This window comes from Piezobacter thermophilus, assembly GCF_055386745.1.
Window position 1 is genome coordinate 1,543,718 of record NZ_AP042380.1, and the last position, 18,298, is coordinate 1,562,015.

At 66.1% G+C, this 18,298-nt stretch carries 14 protein-coding genes; 6 read left to right on the forward strand and 8 right to left on the reverse strand.

Annotated features, from left to right (window positions below; genetic code table 11):
- The first annotated feature begins 86 nt into the window (after positions 1 to 86).
- Genes ACZ5CM_RS07530 through ACZ5CM_RS07540 form a run of 3 tightly spaced genes read left to right on the forward strand, consistent with a single transcriptional unit; the run spans position 87 to position 3,229 of the window.
- Complete coding sequence (locus tag ACZ5CM_RS07530; protein ID WP_464642288.1) at positions 87 to 914, forward strand: ABC transporter ATP-binding protein; 828 nt, start codon at positions 87 to 89, stop codon at positions 912 to 914.
- A 3-nt stretch (positions 915 to 917) separates the two neighbouring features.
- Positions 918 to 1,928, forward strand: a complete 1,011-nt coding sequence (locus tag ACZ5CM_RS07535; RefSeq protein WP_464642290.1) for a branched-chain amino acid ABC transporter permease — start codon at positions 918 to 920, stop codon at positions 1,926 to 1,928.
- Positions 1,925 to 3,229, forward strand: a complete 1,305-nt coding sequence (locus tag ACZ5CM_RS07540; protein WP_464642292.1) for a branched-chain amino acid ABC transporter permease — start codon at positions 1,925 to 1,927, stop codon at positions 3,227 to 3,229. Before ACZ5CM_RS07535 ends, ACZ5CM_RS07540 begins: the two co-directional genes overlap by 4 nt.
- A gap of 88 nt (positions 3,230 to 3,317) precedes the next feature.
- Here ACZ5CM_RS07540 and ACZ5CM_RS07545 read toward each other — a convergent pair whose 3' ends face one another.
- Entirely contained in the window at positions 3,318 to 4,862 is a 1,545-nt protein-coding gene (locus ACZ5CM_RS07545; RefSeq protein WP_464642294.1) for a helicase HerA-like domain-containing protein, read from the reverse strand.
- Between the two features lie 448 nt (positions 4,863 to 5,310).
- Between ACZ5CM_RS07545 and ACZ5CM_RS07550 the strand changes: the two genes are divergently transcribed.
- On the forward strand, positions 5,311 to 5,904 hold the full coding sequence (locus ACZ5CM_RS07550) for an invasion associated locus B family protein (RefSeq protein ID WP_464642295.1): 594 nt from the start codon (positions 5,311 to 5,313) through the stop codon (positions 5,902 to 5,904).
- Between the two features lie 88 nt (positions 5,905 to 5,992).
- On the opposite strand, the gene ACZ5CM_RS07555 is transcribed toward ACZ5CM_RS07550, so the two are convergent.
- Genes ACZ5CM_RS07555 through ACZ5CM_RS07570 form a run of 4 tightly spaced genes read right to left on the reverse strand, consistent with a single transcriptional unit; the run spans position 5,993 to position 10,294 of the window.
- On the reverse strand, positions 5,993 to 7,201 hold the full coding sequence (locus ACZ5CM_RS07555; protein WP_464642297.1) for a beta-ketoacyl-[acyl-carrier-protein] synthase family protein: 1,209 nt from the start codon (positions 7,199 to 7,201) through the stop codon (positions 5,993 to 5,995).
- 38 nt (positions 7,202 to 7,239) lie between these two features.
- Positions 7,240 to 7,497, reverse strand: coding sequence for an acyl carrier protein (locus ACZ5CM_RS07560; protein ID WP_464642299.1), 258 nt, complete (start codon positions 7,495 to 7,497; stop codon positions 7,240 to 7,242).
- Positions 7,498 to 7,530: 33 nt separating this feature from the next.
- Positions 7,531 to 8,622 (reverse strand): UDP-3-O-(3-hydroxymyristoyl)glucosamine N-acyltransferase, encoded by a 1,092-nt coding sequence (locus tag ACZ5CM_RS07565; RefSeq protein WP_464642301.1) that lies wholly within the window; start codon positions 8,620 to 8,622, stop codon positions 7,531 to 7,533.
- 34 nt (positions 8,623 to 8,656) lie between these two features.
- Positions 8,657 to 10,294, reverse strand: a complete 1,638-nt coding sequence (locus ACZ5CM_RS07570; protein ID WP_464642303.1) for a L,D-transpeptidase family protein — start codon at positions 10,292 to 10,294, stop codon at positions 8,657 to 8,659.
- Positions 10,295 to 10,638: 344 nt separating this feature from the next.
- Here ACZ5CM_RS07570 and ACZ5CM_RS07575 point away from each other — a divergent pair, with 344 nt between their 5' ends.
- Positions 10,639 to 11,208, forward strand: a complete 570-nt coding sequence (locus ACZ5CM_RS07575) for a YcbK family protein (protein ID WP_464642305.1) — start codon at positions 10,639 to 10,641, stop codon at positions 11,206 to 11,208.
- A gap of 256 nt (positions 11,209 to 11,464) precedes the next feature.
- Here the strand turns inward: ACZ5CM_RS07575 and ACZ5CM_RS07580 are convergent, their stop codons facing one another.
- The gene (locus tag ACZ5CM_RS07580) at positions 11,465 to 14,884 is read right to left on the reverse strand and encodes an indolepyruvate ferredoxin oxidoreductase family protein (protein ID WP_464642306.1); all 3,420 of its coding nucleotides are present in this window, start codon (positions 14,882 to 14,884) and stop codon (positions 11,465 to 11,467) included.
- Between the two features lie 173 nt (positions 14,885 to 15,057).
- On the opposite strand from ACZ5CM_RS07580, the gene ACZ5CM_RS07585 reads away from it, so the two are divergent.
- Positions 15,058 to 15,963 (forward strand): LysR family transcriptional regulator, encoded by a 906-nt coding sequence (locus tag ACZ5CM_RS07585; RefSeq protein ID WP_464642308.1) that lies wholly within the window; start codon positions 15,058 to 15,060, stop codon positions 15,961 to 15,963.
- 269 nt (positions 15,964 to 16,232) lie between these two features.
- Here ACZ5CM_RS07585 and ACZ5CM_RS07590 read toward each other — a convergent pair whose 3' ends face one another.
- Both ACZ5CM_RS07590 and ACZ5CM_RS07595 read right to left on the reverse strand, forming a co-directional pair.
- Positions 16,233 to 17,147 carry a YihY/virulence factor BrkB family protein gene (locus ACZ5CM_RS07590; RefSeq protein ID WP_464642309.1) on the reverse strand — a complete coding sequence of 305 codons (915 nt, stop codon included), beginning with the start codon at positions 17,145 to 17,147 and terminating at the stop codon, positions 16,233 to 16,235.
- On the reverse strand, positions 17,144 to 18,259 hold the full coding sequence (locus tag ACZ5CM_RS07595; RefSeq protein ID WP_464642311.1) for an AI-2E family transporter: 1,116 nt from the start codon (positions 18,257 to 18,259) through the stop codon (positions 17,144 to 17,146). The genes ACZ5CM_RS07590 and ACZ5CM_RS07595 overlap by 4 nt, the downstream gene beginning before the upstream one ends.
- Positions 18,260 to 18,298 lie beyond the last annotated feature (39 nt).

The window sequence follows — 18,298 nt, forward strand, 5'->3', positions numbered from 1 at the left end:
TTCGGAAATGGGGGCTCTGCCCCCGTCGCCCGTGCCGGGCGACTCCCCCGGAGTATTTCCGGCAAGAGGAAGAAGGGGACGGTGTGGTGAGTGACAATCCCTGGCAGGACGATCGCGGCAACAAGGATGCGAGCATCACGAACAAGGAGGGAATGGGCACTGTGCCTTACAGTTCCGAAGAGGGCGGCGCGCGCCCGGCCCCCGGCGGGCCGTTCCTGATCGGGGAGGCGATGACCGGCGGCTATGGCAAGGGGCCGGACATCCTGCACGAGTGCACGGTGGCGGTGGATCGCGGCGAGATCGCCGTCATCGTCGGCCCCAACGGTGCCGGCAAGTCTACTGCCATGAAGGCGGTGTTCGGGATGCTGGATCTGAGGTCGGGTTCGGTGCGGCTGGATGGTGAAGACATCACCGATCTGTCTCCGCAGGCGCGGGTGGCCAGGGGCATGGGGTTCGTGCCGCAGAACAACAACATCTTCACCTCGATGACGGTGGAGGAGAACCTGGAGATGGGCGCCTTCATCCGCACCGACGACATCTCCGAGACCATGGAGCAGGTCTATGAGTTGTTCCCGATCCTGCGCGAGAAGCGCCGCCAGCCGGCCGGCGAGCTGTCGGGCGGGCAGCGCCAGCAGGTGGCGGTGGGGCGGGCGCTGATGACGCGGCCGAAGGTGCTGATGCTCGACGAGCCGACCGCCGGGGTCAGCCCGATCGTGATGGACGAGCTTTTCGATCGCATCATCGAGGTCAGTCGCACCGGCATTCCGATCCTGATGGTCGAACAGAACGCGCGCCAGGCGCTGGAGATCGCCGACAAGGGCTATGTGCTGGTGCAGGGTCGCAATGCCTATTCCGGGACCGGCAAGGAGTTGCTGGCCGACCCGGAGGTGCGCAAATCCTTCCTGGGGGGCTGAGAGATGGATCTGCTCAATGCCATCGTGGCAATTGCCAATTACGTGCTGGTCCCTGCGATCTCCTACGGCAGCCAGCTGGCGCTGGGGGCGCTGGGGGTGACGCTGATCTACGGCATCCTGCGCTTTTCCAACTTCGCCCATGGCGACATCATGGCGTTTGGCACCATGGTGACGGTTCTGGTCACCTGGTGGTTCCAGTCGATGGGGGTGAGTTTCGGGCCGCTGCCCACCGCCCTGCTGGCCCTGCCGCTGGGAATCCTGGGCTGCATGGCGCTGCTGCTGGTGACCGATCGGGCCGTCTATCGGTTCTACCGGCAACAGAAGGCCAAGCCGGTGATCCTGGTGATCGTCTCGATGGGGGTGATGTTCATCATGAACGGGCTGGTGCGCTTCATCATCGGGCCCGACGATCAGCGGTTCTCCGACGGGGCGCGCTTCATCATCAAGGCGCGCGAGTTCAAGCAGATGACCGGGCTGAGCGAGGGTTTGGCGATCAAGACCACACAGGGGATCACCATCGTCACCGCCGTGGTGGTGGTGGCGCTGCTGTTCTGGTTCCTCAACCGCACACGCACCGGCAAGTCGATGCGGGCCTATTCCGACAACGAGGATCTGGCGCTACTGTCGGGCATCAATCCCGAGCGGGTGGTGCTTTACACCTGGATGATCGTTGCGGCGCTGGCGACCATTGCCGGGGTGCTTTACGGCCTCGACAAGAGCTTCAAGCCCTTCGTCTATTTCCAGCTGCTGCTGCCGATCTTCGCCTCGGCCATCGTCGGCGGGCTGGGTAATCCGATCGGCGCCATTGCCGGCGGGTTCATCATCGCCTTTTCCGAGGTCACCATCACCTATGCGTGGAAGAAGGTGCTGGGCTATCTGATGCCCGAGGGGCTGCAGCCCGAGGGGCTGGTCCAGCTTCTGAGCACCGATTACAAATTCGCGGTCAGCTTCGTCATCCTGCTGATCGTGCTGCTGTTCCGGCCGACCGGGCTGTTCAGGGGGAAGGCGGTATGAGCGAGACGGTGAAGAATGTCGGGCTGTTCGCGCTGGTGGGCGCGCTGATCCTGCTTACCGGCTTCATGCAGAGCTGGAACACGGCGATCCTGATCCTCAACATGGGGCTGATCTCGGCGATCATGTCGATCGGGGTGAACCTGCAATGGGGCTTTGCGGGGCTGTTCAATGTCGGGATCATGGGCTTTGTGGCGCTGGGCGGGCTGGCGGTGGTGCTGACTTCGATGCCGCCGGTGACGGAGGCCTGGGCCGCAGGCGGGCTGCGGGTTCTGTCGGGGCTGGTCCTTGGTGCGGCGACCATCGCGGCAGCCGTCATCGCCCACCGGAAAATGCGCCCGGGACGGGCCCGTGGGGCGGTCATGATCGTGATCCTGGTGGGCGGGTTCTTCCTTTATCGCGCGGTGTTCGATCCGGGCGTCGAGGCGGTCGAGGCGGTGAACCCCGCCGGGACCGGCTATCTCGGCGGTCTGGGGCTGCCGGTATTGCTAGCCTGGCCGGTGGGCGGGTTGCTGGCGGCAGGTGCCGCCTGGCTGATCGGCAAGACGGCGCTGGGTCTGCGGTCGGACTATCTGGCCATCGCCACGCTGGGGATTGCCGAGATCATCATCGCAGTGCTGAAGAACGAGGACTGGCTGGCCCGCGGGGTCAAGAACGTGGTCGGCCTGCCGCGCCCCCTGCCCTACGAGATCGAGTTGCAGAACGATCCGGCCTTCATCGCGCGCGCGGCGGGTTTCGGGCTGGACCCGGTGACGGCTTCGACGCTTTACGTGAAGCTGGGTTACTCGGTTCTGTTCACGGTGGTTCTTCTGATCCTGCTGTGGATGGCGCAGATGGCGCTCAAGAGCCCCTGGGGGCGGATGATGCGCGCCATTCGCGACAACGAGGTGGCGGCCGAGGCCATGGGCAAGGACGTGACCGCCCGACACCTGCAGGTCTTCGTCCTGGGCAGCGCCGTCGTCGGCATTGCCGGCGCGATGATGACCACGCTCGACGGGCAGCTCACCCCCGGCACCTACCAGCCGTTGCGCTTTACCTTCCTGATCTGGGTGATGGTGATCGTGGGCGGGTCGGGAAACAATTTCGGGGCGGTTCTGGGGGCCATGCTGATCTGGTTCCTCTGGGTTCAGGTCGAACCAATCGGGTTGTGGCTGCTTCAGGTTCTGACCTCGGGCATGGCCGACGCAAATCCGCTCAAGCAGCATCTGCTGGACAGTGCCGCGCATATGCGGCTGCTGACCATGGGGGTGATCCTGCTGTTGGTGCTGCGGTTCAGCCCGCGCGGCCTGATACCGGAGAAATAGGCATCGCGGCCGTGCCGCGGTGCCTCCGGCGGGAGTATTTCGGGCAAGAGGAAGGAGCGGGCTTTCGCGGCCCTGAGTGCGCTGGCGTTCAGCGGCCGCGGAACAGGCTGCCCAGGATGCCACGGACGATCCGGCGTCCCGTCGCTCCCTTGAGTTCCTTGATGACCGCCCCGGCGATGGCGGAGCCGAACGACTCGCGCGGCCGGGACCCGCGCGAGGTCGAGCGCGCCACGCGGGTTCCTGAGTACCGGCGGGCGGCATTGTATTCGCGCGCCATGGGTTGGGGATCTTCCTCTGCCTGCATCTCGGCGGCTTCGGCCTCGCGGGCGGCTTCGGCGGCGCGCCGGGCGAGGATTTCGTAGGCCGAGCGGCGGTCCACGGGGCGGTCATATTTCCCGGCCAGATCGGAAGCGGCGAGGATGGCACTGCGTTCGGCATCGGTGATCGGGCCCAGCCGCGAGGATGGCGGGCGGATCAGGGTGCGTTCGACCATGCCCGGCACGCCCTTCTTTTCGAGAAACGAGGTCAGAGCCTCGCCCACACCGACATCGCGGATGGCATCTTCGGTCGAGAAACGGGGATTTTCGCGGTAGGTTTCCGCGGCCAGCCGCAGGTTGCGGCGGTCGCGCGCGGTGAAGGCGCGCAGGGCGTGCTGGATGCGGTTGCCGAGCTGGCCGAGGATGTCCTCGGGGATGTCCGCCGGGTGCTGGGTGACGAAATACACGCCCACCCCCTTGGATCGGATCAGCCGGGCCACCTGTTCGACCTTGTCCACCAGCGCCTTGGGGGCGTCGTCGAAAAGCAGGTGCGCCTCGTCGAAGAAGAACACCAGTTTCGGCCGGTCCGGGTCGCCCACCTCGGGAAGCTCCTCGAACAGTTCGGACAGAAGCCAAAGCAGGAAGGTGGCGTAAAGGCCGGGCGCGGCCATCAGCCGGTCGGCGGCGAGGATGTTGACCACGCCGCGCCCCTGCGCATCGGTCCGCATCAGGTCGGCCAGGTCCAGCGCCGGTTCTCCGAACAGCCGCGCGCCGCCCTGGTTTTCAAGCACCAGCAGCCGGCGCTGGATGGCACCGATCGAGGCGGTCGAGACGTTGCCGTAGCGCAGTGACAGGCTGCCCCGGTTCTCGCCGATCCAGGCCAGCAGCGCCTGCAGATCCTTCAGGTCGAGCAGCGCCAGCCCCTCTTCGTCAGCCAGCCGGAAGGCGATGTTGACGATGCCCTCCTGCGCCTCGGTCAGCCCCAGAAGCCGCGACAGCAGCAGCGGCCCCATGTCGGCCACCGTGGTGCGCACCGGGTGGCCCTGTTCGCCGAAGAGATCCCAGAAGGTGACCGGTGCGGCGGCGTAGCGGTAGTCGGTGAACCCGATTTTCGCCGCGCGTTCCATGAAGGCCTCATGCAGCTTGAAATCGGACGAGCCGGGCCTGGCCAGCCCCGAGAGGTCGCCCTTCACGTCCGAAAGGAACACCGGCACGCCGGCCTCGGAAAACCCTTCGGCAAGGATCTGCAGGGTGACCGTCTTGCCGGTGCCGGTGGCGCCCGCGATCAACCCGTGCCGGTTGGCGTATTTCAGGGCCAACTCCTGCCGGATCGCGTAGCCCTCGCCCCCGCCGCCAACGAAGATCCCGCCTGCCATGCCCGTTCCTCTCGTCCCGCCGTTTGCGGTGAACATACAAATTTAACCTCTGGAAGCGATAGTTCTTTTTGCCCGCGGGCCGTGGCCGCGGGCAGACTTCCTCCCTGTCAGACTGGCCGTGCCTTCGGGCACGGTCCTTTTTGCACGAACAGGCCAGTCGCCCGCCGATTGCCGATCAATTCCTGCAAAACGCCGCGGTTTCCTGTTGACCAGATTGCGCCCCTTTCGTAACGTTCCCGCCATAACTAAGTCGGCCAGTCCGACGGGGAGATGCAGCATTCGAAGGGGGCCATGCCAGGCCCCCTTTTCGTGTCGTGCGTGTCCCTTTCGGCCGCTGCGGGGGCGCGGGCGGAACAAAACCGCCCATCACGCATCCTTGCACCTGACTCTCACCGGGCCGCGTGCTAGATCGGGGCCGAGGATATCCCCCGAACACGAAGAGGCATGAATGTTCAAACCCCTTGCAATCCTGTCCGTCGCGGCCACGCTGGCCCTTGCTGCCCCCGCCTTCGCTCAGGAGAAAAAGACCGGTGACAGCCCGGCCGACAGCCAGCTCGATCTTGGCCAGCCGGCCTCGGGGCCGCAGCTGGGGCAGCGCTATTCCAAGAAGAAATTCGACGACTGGGACCTGGCCTGCATCAAGACCCAGGCCGACAATGATCCCTGTTCCCTCCTGCAGGTGATGAACGGACCCGACGGCAATCCCATGGCCGAGTTCAGCCTGTTCCGGCTGGAAGGGGGCGAGCGCGCCGTTGCCGCGGCGACCATCGTGGTGCCGCTGGAGACGCTGCTGCCGGCGCAGCTGACGATCTCGGTCGATGACCATCCGGGCAAGCGCTACCAGTATTCCTTCTGCAGTCCGATCGGCTGCGTCGCCCAGATCGGCCTGACCAAAGAGGACATCGCCACGATGAAGAAGGGCAAGACGGCGACACTTTCGCTTGTCCCCGCCCCGGCGCCGGACCAGGTGGTCAAGCTGACGCTGTCGCTGAAAGGCTTTACTGCCGGTTACGAGGCAGTGGACGTGGTGAAGAACCAGTAACCGGTTCCGGCTCCGGCACGGATACGGCCATGAATACGCCCATGGATACGGGGCGCGCACAGATGCCGCGCGCGCCTCGGGCCCGGCGTCACAGGCGTCGAAGCGCCAGCACCGCGTTCAGCCCGCCAAAGGAAAAGGCGTTGGAGAGCGCCGCGTCCACGCGGGCCTCGCGGGCTTCGTTGGGCACAACATCAAGCGGGCAGTCGGGATCGGGCTGCTCGAAATTGACGGTAGGCGCGATCACCCCGTCGCGCAGCGCCATGATGCAGGCAGCCAGTTCGATCGCTCCGGTGCCGCCGATGGCGTGGCCGTGCATGGATTTGGTCGATGACACCATCAGCCGGTCTGCATGGCTCCCGAACACGTCGGCGATGGCGGCACATTCGACCCGGTCGTTGACCGCGGTGCCGGTGCCGTGGGCGTTTATGTATCCCACCTCCTCGGGGGACATGCGCGCATCTTCCAGCGCCCCGGCCATGGCCCGTGCCGCCCCTTCGCGCGAGGGGGTCACGATATCGGCCGCATCCGAGGTCATGGCAAAGCCCGCCACCTCGCACAGGATGTCGGCCCCCCGGGCCCGGGCGTGATCGTAATCCTCGAAGACGAACACGCCCGCGCCCTCGCCCTGTACCATGCCGTTGCGGTTGGCGCTGAACGGGCGGCAGGCATCCTTCGACATGACCCGAAGCCCCTCCCACGCCTTGACGCCGCCAAAGCACAGCATGGCCTCGGCCCCGCCGGTCAGAATGACCGGTGCCGCCCCGGACCGCACCATCTGGAAGGCCAGCCCCATCGCGTGGTTCGAGGACGCGCAGGCGGTGGAGACGGTGAATGACGGCCCGCGCAGCCCGTAGCGGATCGAGACGTGGCTGGCGGCGGCATTGTGCATCAGCTTCGGCACCACGAAAGGATGCACCCGGTTCTTGCCGGCCTCGTAGACGGTGCGGTAATTCTCGTCCCAGGTGCCGACCCCGCCGCCGGCAGTGCCGAACACGACGCCCGTGCGCAAGGCCAGTTCCCCGTCAAAGCTGATCCCGGCCTGCTCCACGGCCTCCTGCGCGGCGGCAAGGGTATACTGGGTGAAGCGGTCGTAAAGCGCCAGCTGCTGGCGGTCGAAACGGGTGGTCGGGTCGAAGCCCCGCACCTGCCCGCCGATCCGCACCGAAAGGCGGTCGACATCGCGCAACTCCAGAGGTCCGATCCCGCAGCGCCCCTCGCGCATGGCGGCAAGCGTCTCGGCCAGACTGTGGCCGAGGGCGTTTATCGTGCCGGCTCCGGTGATGACGACGCGTTTCATGGTGTCCGGGGCACGGGCTGGGGCACGGGCGCGCGCGCTCACGCCTTTTCCGTCACGAGCTGTTCGATCCCGGCCACGATGGCCTTGACACTGGAGATGTCGAAATCGCTGGCGGCGGGTTCGTTGGCGTTGAACGGGATCGAGATGTCGAACTCTTCCTCGATGGCGAAGATGCACTCCACCAGACCGAGGCTGTCGATCCCGAGATCCTCGAGCGTGCTCTCCATCGTCACGTCGGACGGGTCGAGAACGGCCTGTTCGGCGATGATGGCGATGACCTTGTCGCGGGTGCTCATGGCGTCCCTCTGATCTGGCGCATTGGCGCTGATTTAATCACTGGACCGGCTTTTGAAAACCGCCTTTTTCAGCGCATCGAGGTCGCGCATCAGCCGCGGCAGCCGGCGCTGGGCCTTGTAGATCTCGGTATGCTGGTCCATCCGCACCGCCGGATAGCCGAGCATCACCCGTCCGGCCGGGACGTTGGACAGGATCTTGGTGCCGCCGCCGGCGATCACGCGATCGCCGATGAACAGGTTGTCGGCCACCCCGCACTGCCCGCCCAGAACCACATGATCGCCGATCTCGACCGAACCGGAAATGCCGGTCTGCCCGGCAAACAGGCAGTCGCGCCCCGCGCGCACGTTGTGTCCCACATGCACGAGATTGTCGAGCTTGCATCCGTCGCCCAGCTCGGTGGGGCGGATGGTGCCGCTGTCGATGCAGGCATTGGCGCCGACCTCCACGTCGTCGCCGATCACCACCGCGCCCAGCGAATGGATCCGCGTCCAAGCCTGCGGGCGGGCGCCGCCGGTCTCGCCCATGGTCTTGCGGGCGACCTCGACGGCCGATTCCTCGGGGGTGACGAAGGAGAACCCGTCCGCCCCCACCCGCGCCCCCGGCTGGGCGATGAAACGCGCCCCGATCCGCACCCGCGCGCCGATGCTGACCATCTCGCGCAGGAAGGCCTCCTCGCCCAGAACCGCGCGGGCGCCGACATGGCATTGCGGGCCGATCACCGAGCCCGCCCCGATCCGCGCGCCGGGACCGATCACCGCCAGCGGCCCGACCGAGACGCCCTCGCCCAGTTCCGCCGAGGGGTCGATCACCGCCGTGGGGTGAATGCCTTCCGGGAATTCCTGCCCCGGATCCATCATCGCGGTCAGCCCGGCCATCGCCCGCCGTGGGCGCGGTGCGAAGATCGCCGCCTTCAACCCCAGCGCCTGCCAGTCGGCGCCCTCCCACAGCATCGCGGCGCGCGCCTTACCCTGCCCCAAGGCCTCGGCATATTTCGGCGACATGGCCAGCGCCAGATCGTCCGGCCCGGCATCTGCGGGTTCGGCCGCGCGCGCGATCTCGATGCCCACATCCCCTGCCGCCTCGGCCCCCAGGGCCCTGGCAATTTCCCCGATGCTGTAGCCCATCCCGGCCCCCAATGGCTTGTGTCGGGGCCAGTGATTACCCCCGAACCGCCGGCAGGGCCACCCCCGCCTGCTGCAGCGCCGCCCAAATCTTCGCGTCACGGCCATAGACGTCGCGGCGGTATTCGATCCGGCCCGTGGTCGTGGCAAAGGCCGTCCGGTAGATGAGGTGGACGGGAATGCGCCGGGCCAGCGGCACCTCGGTCTCCTTGCCGGTGTCCAGAAGCGAGCGGAAGTACTGCTCGGGGTCGCTCACCTGCTGAATCGTCAGCAGCTTGTAGGCAAAGCCGAACGGATCCGACAGCCGGATGCAGCCATGGCTGAAGGCGCGCATCTCGCGCCCGAAGAGGTGCTTTTCGGGCGTGTCGTGCAGATAGACGCTGTGCTTGTTGGGAAACAGGAACTTGACCCGGCCGAGCGCGTTGCGCGCCCCCGGCGGCTGGCGCATGTCGAAGGGGAAGTTGCGCGCGGTGAACTGGGTGAAGTCCATCTCGCCTCGGTTCACCACCCGCCCCCGCGCATCGGTGATGACAAGCTGCGATACCGCGTTCGGGTTCCGCTGCAGCTTGGGCAGGTATTCCTTGACGATGATCGAGCGCGGGACGTACCAGCTCGGGTTCACGACCATGAGTTCCATCTCGTCGGAAAATTCCGGGCTGCGCCGCCCTTCGGCATTCTTGCCGATCACCGTTTTCGTCTCGAAGATCACTTCGCCGCGGTCGATCATCCGGGCGGTGAAGTCGGTCTGGTTGACGACGATGCGAAGGCCGTGCCGCACATCGCCCAGCCAGCGTTCGCGCTCCATCGCCACGAGGACGGATTTCAGGCGCGATTCGGGCGCCACGTTGATCTGCGCGATCGTTGCCCTGCCGGCGATCCCGTCAGGGGTCAGCCCGTGATCGGCCTGGAAGCGCTGAACGGCGCGTGCCAGCGCCTTGTCATAGGCACGCGAAGCGCTGCGGCCGAGATATCCCATGCGGATCAGGCGGTCTCGCAGGGCGATTACCGCCGGACCAGCCTGCCCCGGTTCGAGCTTGCGGCGGTCGGGAACGGTCGCGCCCCAGCCGCCGGCGGCGATGACCTGTTGCAGGCGCAGCCGTTCCCGCAGCAATGCGCGGTATTCGCGTGACGACGGTGCAAGGCCGCGGATGTAGGCGGCCGGATCTTCGCCCGAAATGCCCAGAAGAATCGCGGCCGGGTCGAGCCGCGGGTTGGTCCGGTCGATATCCTTGTCGATCTTCGCCGGGTCCAGAAGGCCTGCGTGGAGGTCATTTGCGTATGTCACCAGGGTCCGGCTCAGGGCGACCTCGACAAGGCCCAGATCCCGCGTCGTCCGCGCCGCCGCCATCTGTGCCAGCAGCGCATCGGGCGCGTATCGCGCCACCGGCAGGCCGTGCAGATCGGCCCCACGCAGGGCCTCGATCAGTGCCGCCCGCCGCGCCCGCGCGGCGTCGTCCCGGCCGGTCCAGATCGGCGCATAGCCGGAATCGCGGTAGAATGCGGCAATCGCATGGTCCCCGTATGCGGCCTCGGCAACGGCCTGCCGGAAGGCGGTGGCCTGCGCCCGGGCCGTGCCGGGGCCGAGCAGGACCGCGGCGGCAAGACACGCCGAAACCAGGATGGCGGCAGTGCAGCGGCGAAACGGCAGGCGGGGGAAGCGAAGCACAGCAGACATGCGAGCACCGAAAATGTCGAACAGGGCACAGGGCGCAGCAGCGCGCCGGTCAGGAAAAATCGTGATTGTTGCCGGTCGATCTGTCCACCGCAGATTGCACGCAAGTCTCGTTTCGATGCCGGACCGATGCCCGAATGCCGCGCTCGGTCACGCATGAATTGCGATCTGCAATTGAAACATTGGCGAAATTTCGCCGAAATTGGTTCCAGAACAAGACTTGCAACATTCGGCACTTGGCTGGCGAATCAAGCTGTGCAATAGATTTCCCGGCCTGGGGATGGTGAAACCATTGCGCGCGCAACGACACGCGCAAACTCGGAGAGCGTAAGGGACGACGCACAATCATGGCAGAAGTCAAGAAATCGGGATTCACCCGGCGATCCCTGCTGGGCGCATTTGCGGCGACAGTCATCACGGCGGCTCCGACCTATTCGAAGGCGGCGGGTTTTCTCAGGGGCGCCGGAGACATCCGCCGGCTTCGCATGTATTCCGGCCGCTCCGGCGAGAGGATCGACACCATCTACTGGATCGACGGCGAATATATCGACGAAGCGCTGGCCGAGATCAGCTATTTCATGCGCGACCTGCGGGTGGACAAGGTCAAGACCATCGACCATCGCACGCTGGATATCGTCGCCGCCGTGCACAATCTTCTCGACGTGAACGAACCCTACCTGCTGTTGTCCGGCTACCGGACGCCGCAGACCAACGCGATGCTGCGGCGGCGCTCGCGCGGGGTGGCGAAACGGTCGCTGCACATCACCGCCCAGGCCAACGACGTGCGGCTGGCCACGCGCTCGGTCAGCCAGATCGCCAAGGCCGCAATCGCCTGCAATGCCGGCGGGGTTGGTCGGTATTACCGCTCGAACTTCGTGCACATGGATTGCGGCGCCGTCCGCACCTGGCGGGGCTGAGCCGGGCGGCGGGGCCGAGCACAGCCATCCCCATCGTCAGATGAACGAAACCCCGGCATGGCCGGGGTTTTCGCTTTTGGAGCATGTCGCAACATACACACGACATGCTCCGACCCCTGGTTTTCGCATGTCCGAGAAGCTGAGGACCGGTCCCCGCTTTTGAGCGACATGCGCGCCTTTCATGCCGCATGTCCGGGAAGCGCGAAACCGGTGCCCACTTTCGCGCGACATGCTCCAGCCACGCAGCGGCGCCTTCTCACTCGGCCGCCGTCTTCAGCTCCGGGCCACCGCGGCGGATCGTCTCCAGAAGCTCCTCGCGCCGCTTTGCCGCCTTTTCGGCATTGGCCATCTTCACCGGGCCGAAGCCGCGGATCGACAGCGGCAGCTCGGCCAGCGCGATGATCGCCTCGCGCGTGTCGGGGGTCAGCTTCGCCAGAACCTCCTTCATGTCCCGTTCATACTGGCGGATCAGCTTGCGCTCCATCCGGCGTTCGGCGGTATGGCCGAAGATGTCGAACGGCGTCCCGCGCAGCCCCTTCATGGCGGCCAGAAGACGCATTACGCGCAACGTCCGTTCTCCGAATTCGCGCTTTTTCGGGCGCCCCTCGGGATCCTTTCCGCCAAGGATCGGCGGGGCAAGGTGGAAGGTCATGCGGAAATCGCCCTCGAATTCCGCCCGCGCCTTGTCGCGGGTTTCCAGAAGCAGCCGCGCGACCTCGTATTCGTCCTTGTAGCTCAGAAGCTTGTGATAGCCCTTGGCCACTGCCTCCTTCAATTCCGGATCCGCGATCCCCTCCAGCATCCGCAGGTAGCGCCGCGCCAGTCGCTGGCCCTGGTAGGCAGCCAGGTGATCGGCGCGGAAACGGATCTTTTCGTCCAGCGATCTGGGCAGTTCCACCACCCGCGGCGCGGTCAGCGCGGCGGCCTCTTCCGGGTGCAGCACCGCCCAGCGACCGATCTCGAAAGCGCGCTGGTTGCTCTCCACCGCTGCGCCATTGAGTTCGATCGCCTGCATGATCGCGTCATGGCCAAGCGGCACGAGACCCTGCTGCCAGGCAGCGCCGAACACCATCATGTTGGAGAAGATCGAATCGCCCAGCGTGACCCGGGCCAGCTCGGTCGCGTCGAAGAAGGAAACGCGCTCTTTCAGCCGCGCCTGAAGCGCCAGCTTCAGCCGGTCGGTGGGCAGGGAAAACTCGGTGTCGCGGGTGAAATCGCCGGTGATGATCTCGTGGCTGTTGACCACCGCGCCGGTGCGGCTGCTGCGCATCAGCCCGAGGGTCGAGGCCCCGGCGCTGACCACCAGATCGCCACCGATCAACGCGTCGGCCTCGCCCGTGGCCACGCGGATGGCGTTGATGTCCTCGGGGGAATTGGCCAGCCGGCAGTGGATGTGCACCGCCCCGCCCTTCTGCGCGAGGCCGGCCATCTCCATCATGCCGGCCCCCTTGCCGTCGATCTGGGCGGCCTGCGCCATCACCGCGCCGATGGTGACGACCCCGGTGCCGCCCACCCCGGTGATGACCACGTTCCAGGTGCCGTCGATGGACGGAACCTCCGGTTGCGGCAGATGCGGCAGGTCCAGGTCGGTGGTGGCTTCCTTGCGCAGTTTCGCGCCTTCCAGCGTCACGAAGGAGGGGCAGAAGCCCTTGAGGCAGGAGTAATCCTTGTTGCAGGACGACTGGTCGATGGCCCGCTTGCGGCCCAACTCGGTCTCAAGCGGCACGATCGAGACACAGTTGGACTGCACCCCGCAATCGCCGCAGCCCTCGCAGATATCGGGGTCGATGAACACCCGCCGGTCCGGGTCGGGGAAGGTGCCGCGCTTGCGCCGGCGGCGCTTTTCGGCTGCGCAGGTCTGAACGTAGATGATCGCCGATACGCCATCGAGTTCCGAAAACTCCTTTTCCACCTGCAGCAGCCGGTCGCGGGTGTGGATCGCGATTCCCGAAGGGTAGTCCTTGGGGTCCTGCGGCTCCTTTTCGTCATGGACGACGGCGACATGGCGAACCCCCATCGCCTTCAGCTCGGCGGCGATGCGCTGCGGGGTCAGGCCGCCCTCGTTGGCCTGACCTCCGGTCATCGCCACGGCATCGTTGTAGAGGATCTTGTAGGTGATGGTGGTGCCGGTGGCCAGCGCTGCCCGGATCGCCTGCACGCCCGAATGGTTGTAGGTGCCGTCACCGAGGTTCTGGAAGACGTGCTTGCGTTTCGAGAACGGAGCCTCGCCGATCCAGTTGGCGCCCTCGCCGCCCATATGGGTGAAGCCCAGCGTGTTGCGGTCCATCCACTGGACCATGAAATGGCAGCCGATCCCGGCATAGGCGCGGGCGCCCTCGGGCAGCTTGGTGCCGGTATTGTGCGGACAGCCCGAGCAGAAATAGGGCAGACGCGCGGCGATGTTCTCGGCATTGTCGTTGCGCCTCACCTCCTCAAGCGCGGCAAGACCGGCGCGGATGCCGTCGGTTTCGCGACCCTCCTCGATCAGGATTTCGCCCAGCCTTTCGGCGATCATCACCGGATCCAGCGCCCAGCGGGTCGGGAACAGCTCTTCGCGGTGCATGGTGCCCGCCCCGCCCTTGTACCAGCCATAGACGCGCCGGCCGCGGCGGTCGTCGAAGATCGCCTCCTTCACCTGCACCTCGATCAGCTTGCGCTTTTCCTCGACGATGACGATCAGATCCAGCCCCTCGGCCCAGTCGTGAAAGCCCTTCATGTCCAGGGGCCAGGTCTGCGCCACCTTGTAGGTGGTCAGCCCCAGCCGCTCGGCCTCGGCCGCGTCGATGTGCAGAAGCTCCAGCGCGTGCTGCAGATCGAGCCAGCTCTTGCCCGCCGCCACCAGCCCGATCTTCGCCCCCGGTCTGCCCCACACGCGGCGGTCGATGCGGTTGGCGTGGGAAAACGCCTCGGCCGCGTAGCGCTTGTAGTCGATGATCCGCGCCTCCTGCGCGATGCGGTCGTCGATCAGGCGGATGTTCAACCCGCCCGGGGGCATGTCGAATTCCGGCGTCACCAGCTGCACCCGGTCGGGGCGACCGTCCACGACCGAGGTCGCCTCGATCGTGTCCTTCATGGTCTTGAGCCCCACCCACAGCCCCGAAAAGCGGCTGAGCGCGAAGCCGTAGATCCCGAGGTCGAGGATTTCCTGCACGCCGGCGGGGTTGAGGATCGGGAAATAGGCATCCATCAGCGCCCATTCCGACTGGTGCAGCACGGTCGAGGATTCGCCGGTGTGATCGTCGCCCATCGCCGCCAGAACCCCGCCCAGCGGCGAGGTGCCGGCCATGTTGGCATGGCGGAACACGTCGCCCGAACGGTCCACCCCCGGCCCCTTGCCATACCACAGGCCGAACACCCCGTCGAAGCGCCCCTCGCCGCGCAGCTCGGCCTGCTGGGCGCCCCACAGCGCGGTGGCGGCCAGATCCTCGTTCAGCCCGAACTGGAAGGTGATGTCGTTTTCGGACAGCTGCCTTTGCGCGCGCATCATCTGCATGTCCACCGCCCCCAGCGGCGAGCCGCGATAGCCCGTCACCAGCCCCGCCGTGTTGTGCCCGGCGGCCCGGTCGCGCGCCTTCTGCATCAGCATGAGCCGCACCAGAGCCTGGGTGCCGTTCAGCAGAACCGGGCTCTTGCCCAGATCGAAACGATCGTTCAGCGAGATCTTCTGCGTGCTCATGTTTGCCGCGCCTCCCAACATCAAACATTATGCTTTCGCTGCCGACAATGTTAGGTCACAATTACTGACCTGTATAGGAAATTTTTCGGAATTTCGAATTGAGCCGCTCAATTCGCCTCGAAATTGCGTGAACTTTCGGATAGGCAAAGCCGCGGAAAGGAAAAGTTGCGGGCATGGACTGGGACAAGCTCAGAATATTTCACGCCGTTGCCGATGCGGGCAGCCTCACCCATGCCGGTGACCGGCTGAACCTGTCGCAATCGGCGGTCAGCCGGCAGATTCGGGCGCTTGAGGAATCCCTGGGCACCACCCTGTTCCACCGCCATGCGCGGGGGCTGATTCTCACCGAACAGGGCGAGTTGCTGTTCGAGGCCACCAGCGCCATGTCGAAGCGGCTGGAGACCGCCGCCGCCCGCATTCGCGACTCCGAGGAGGAAGTGTTCGGTCAGCTGCGGGTGACCACCACGCTGGCCTTCGGCACACTGTGGCTGGCGCCGCGTCTGGCCACGCTCTACGAGCGCTACCCCGACCTCAAGATCGACCTGATGCTGGAGGAGCGGGTGCTCGATCTGCCCATGCGCGAGGCCGACGTGGCCATCCGCATGAAGGAACCCAGCCAGGCCGACCTGATCCGCAAGCGCCTGATGACCGTGCGCCTGCAGGTCTATGCCTCGCGCGGCTATCTGGCCCGGTCGGGAACGCCCGAACGGATCGAGGACATCGCCAATCATCGGCTCATCAGCCAGAGCCCCTCCTCGCCCCAGGTGGCGGCCGGCGCGATTCTGGTCCAGCGCCTGCTGGCCGAGAACCCGCAGTCGCGCCTGACCGTGAACAACTATTTCGGCGTTCTCCAGGGCGTGCTGCACGATCTGGGAATCGGCGTGCTGCCGGACTATCTGACCGAAGAATTCCCCGACCTGGTGCGCGTGCTGCCGGAAATCGAATCCAACGAGGTGCCCGTCTTCCTCGCCTATCCGGAAGAGCTGCGTCATTCCAAGCGCATCTCGGCATTTCGGGATTTCGTCCAGGAAGAAGTCATCGCCCACCGCAAGCGCCTGAAACGGCTGGGTAAAATCTGATTGCAAGATGCATGTTCCGCGGCACCGCGGCGAAGCCATGCAGAAAATGCATGGCGGGAATGCTGCGGGTGCGACATGTTCGTCCTTGATCGTCTCGGCTGTGACGCATAAATGAGCACCTGAAGGCGATGGCGCCTGATTGCGCATCATCTTCATACCTCCCTGTTGGACTTTGGCCGAGCTTAGTGCTCGGCCTTTTTTTGCAGCGCAGCGGGCCAGGGCGTGTCGGCCCGGGCGGAGCACAGGCGGCAGAAAACGCCGGGCGCGGATCAGTCCCCGTCCCAGTCCCTGCCCCCACCATTGCCGGTCATGTCGATCAGGGCGCCGTTGAACTCGGCGCCAAGGATCAGGATGGCCGAGATCAGGTAAAGGAAGATCAGCGCCGCCATGGCGCCAGCCAGCCCGGCATAGGTGGCGGAATAGGATCCGAACGCGCTGACATACCAGGAAAACCCCTTGCCGATAGCGGCCCAGCCGGCAATGGTCAGGGCAACTCCCGGCAGGATCTGCCGCAACCGGTGCCGCCGCGCGGGCAGCCATGCATGTGCCGCCAGAATCGCCAGGATCGGCATCACGATGATGATGACCCGCCCCAGCCCGCCCTCGCTGAGCCAGTCCAGCACCCGCCAGTGCACGGCCTCGTTGGCTACACCGGTGTAGAACGCCCCGACAACCGCGATCCCGGCCGCGCCGAGCAGACCCGCCGCCCCGGCGACGACGAAGCCGAGGCTCAGCAGCCGGGTTTTCCAGAACGGCCTGTGATCGACATCGTGATAGGCCCGCGTCATCGCCTCGCGCACCGCATCGACGCCATTCGAGGCGAAATAGAGCACCAGCAGCCCGCCCACCGTCATCAGCCGCGAATTGTCGGCTTCCAGAACCCGGCGCAGTTCGCTCACCAGCGGCTCCTTTATGGCTTCGGGCCATGTGCCGAAGACCAGATCCACAAGACGGTTCAGCCCCTCGGGATCGTCGAGGAACGCGGCAAGGTAGAACTCGCGCGACAGGAAACCGCCCAGGGCGACCACGAACAGGATGAAGGGAAACAGCGACAGCATCATCGACATGGCCACGTGGCTGCTGAGTACCCAGCCGCTCTTGGCGTCGAAACGACGCAAGGCTTCCAGCAACGCCCGCAGGGGCACGAGGATACGCCGCGCACCGGTCGTCGCCGGATCGCTCATTCGCGCGACTCCGCCGGGCCGGCGCCCCCGTCGTCGCCGGGGGGCGCGGTCCGGCCGGCATTTGCGATCTCTTCGGCCATGGTCGTCCAGATGGTCACGAACAGCCCCGCCAGCACCGGCCCGAGGATCAGCCCCGAGGCGCCGAACATGCCAAGCCCGCCCAGCGTGCTGACGAGGATGACGATGTCGTGCAGCCGCGCATCGCGGCTGACGAGAACGGGCCGCAGGACGTTGTCGATGGTCGAAACCACCGCCGCCGCCCAGATGGCGACCCCGACCGCCTCGAGATACTGCCCGCGGGCGGCCAGGTAGATTGCCCCGAAGAACAGCACCGCCGGGGCGCCGATCGCCGGCAGGACCGCCATGACGATCATCACCACCGACCAGAACGCCGCCCCCGGCACGCCCGCCACCCAGAAGCTGAGCCCGCCCAGGACCCCCTGGATGGCGGCGATGACGAGCGTGCCCTGGATCGTCGCCCGGCTGACCGACATGATCCGTTCGTTGAGCTGCAGCTGGGTCTGCCGTGCCAGCCCGGTGAAGCGCAGCAGTTGCAGGGTGATCGGCGTGTCCATTTGCAGGAAGAAGAACAGGGAATAGAAGAACACGAACAGCTTGAGAAAGAAATTCGCCGCCCCTACCGTCATCGAGGACAGCGACGACACGAAGAACGCCGCCGACGCCTGCAGCAGGTCGCCCAGCTTGTTCAGGATGCGGGGCCAGAGCGCTTCGAGGTCGCCTCCGAACGGCACCCAGTCGGGAACCAGGTTCGGCCAGTCCGTGGCGCCGATCCGGCCGGCCAGCCGCCCGACGCCGCTGGCGAAGGCATCGGCCTGCGACACCGCCAGCGCGATCAGGCCCATCAGCGGCAGGATGATGACCAGGATCATCAGCACCAGCGTCACCACGCTGCCCAGAACCCGGCGCCCACCCAGAAGGCGCGAGACGTGGCGCTCGAACGGTTGCGCGATGGCGCCGGTGATCGCGGCCAGCAGCAGCGGCTCGATCATCCCCTGGATCATGCGCACGAAGAAGACCGAGATCAGCAGCGTCGCGGAAATCAGCGCGAACCAGCGCAGCGCGTCGGCTGAAACGGTCTGAGAGGAGCGCATGATCGGCCTCGGCAGCAATGGCGGGCTGGGCGCCCGGCA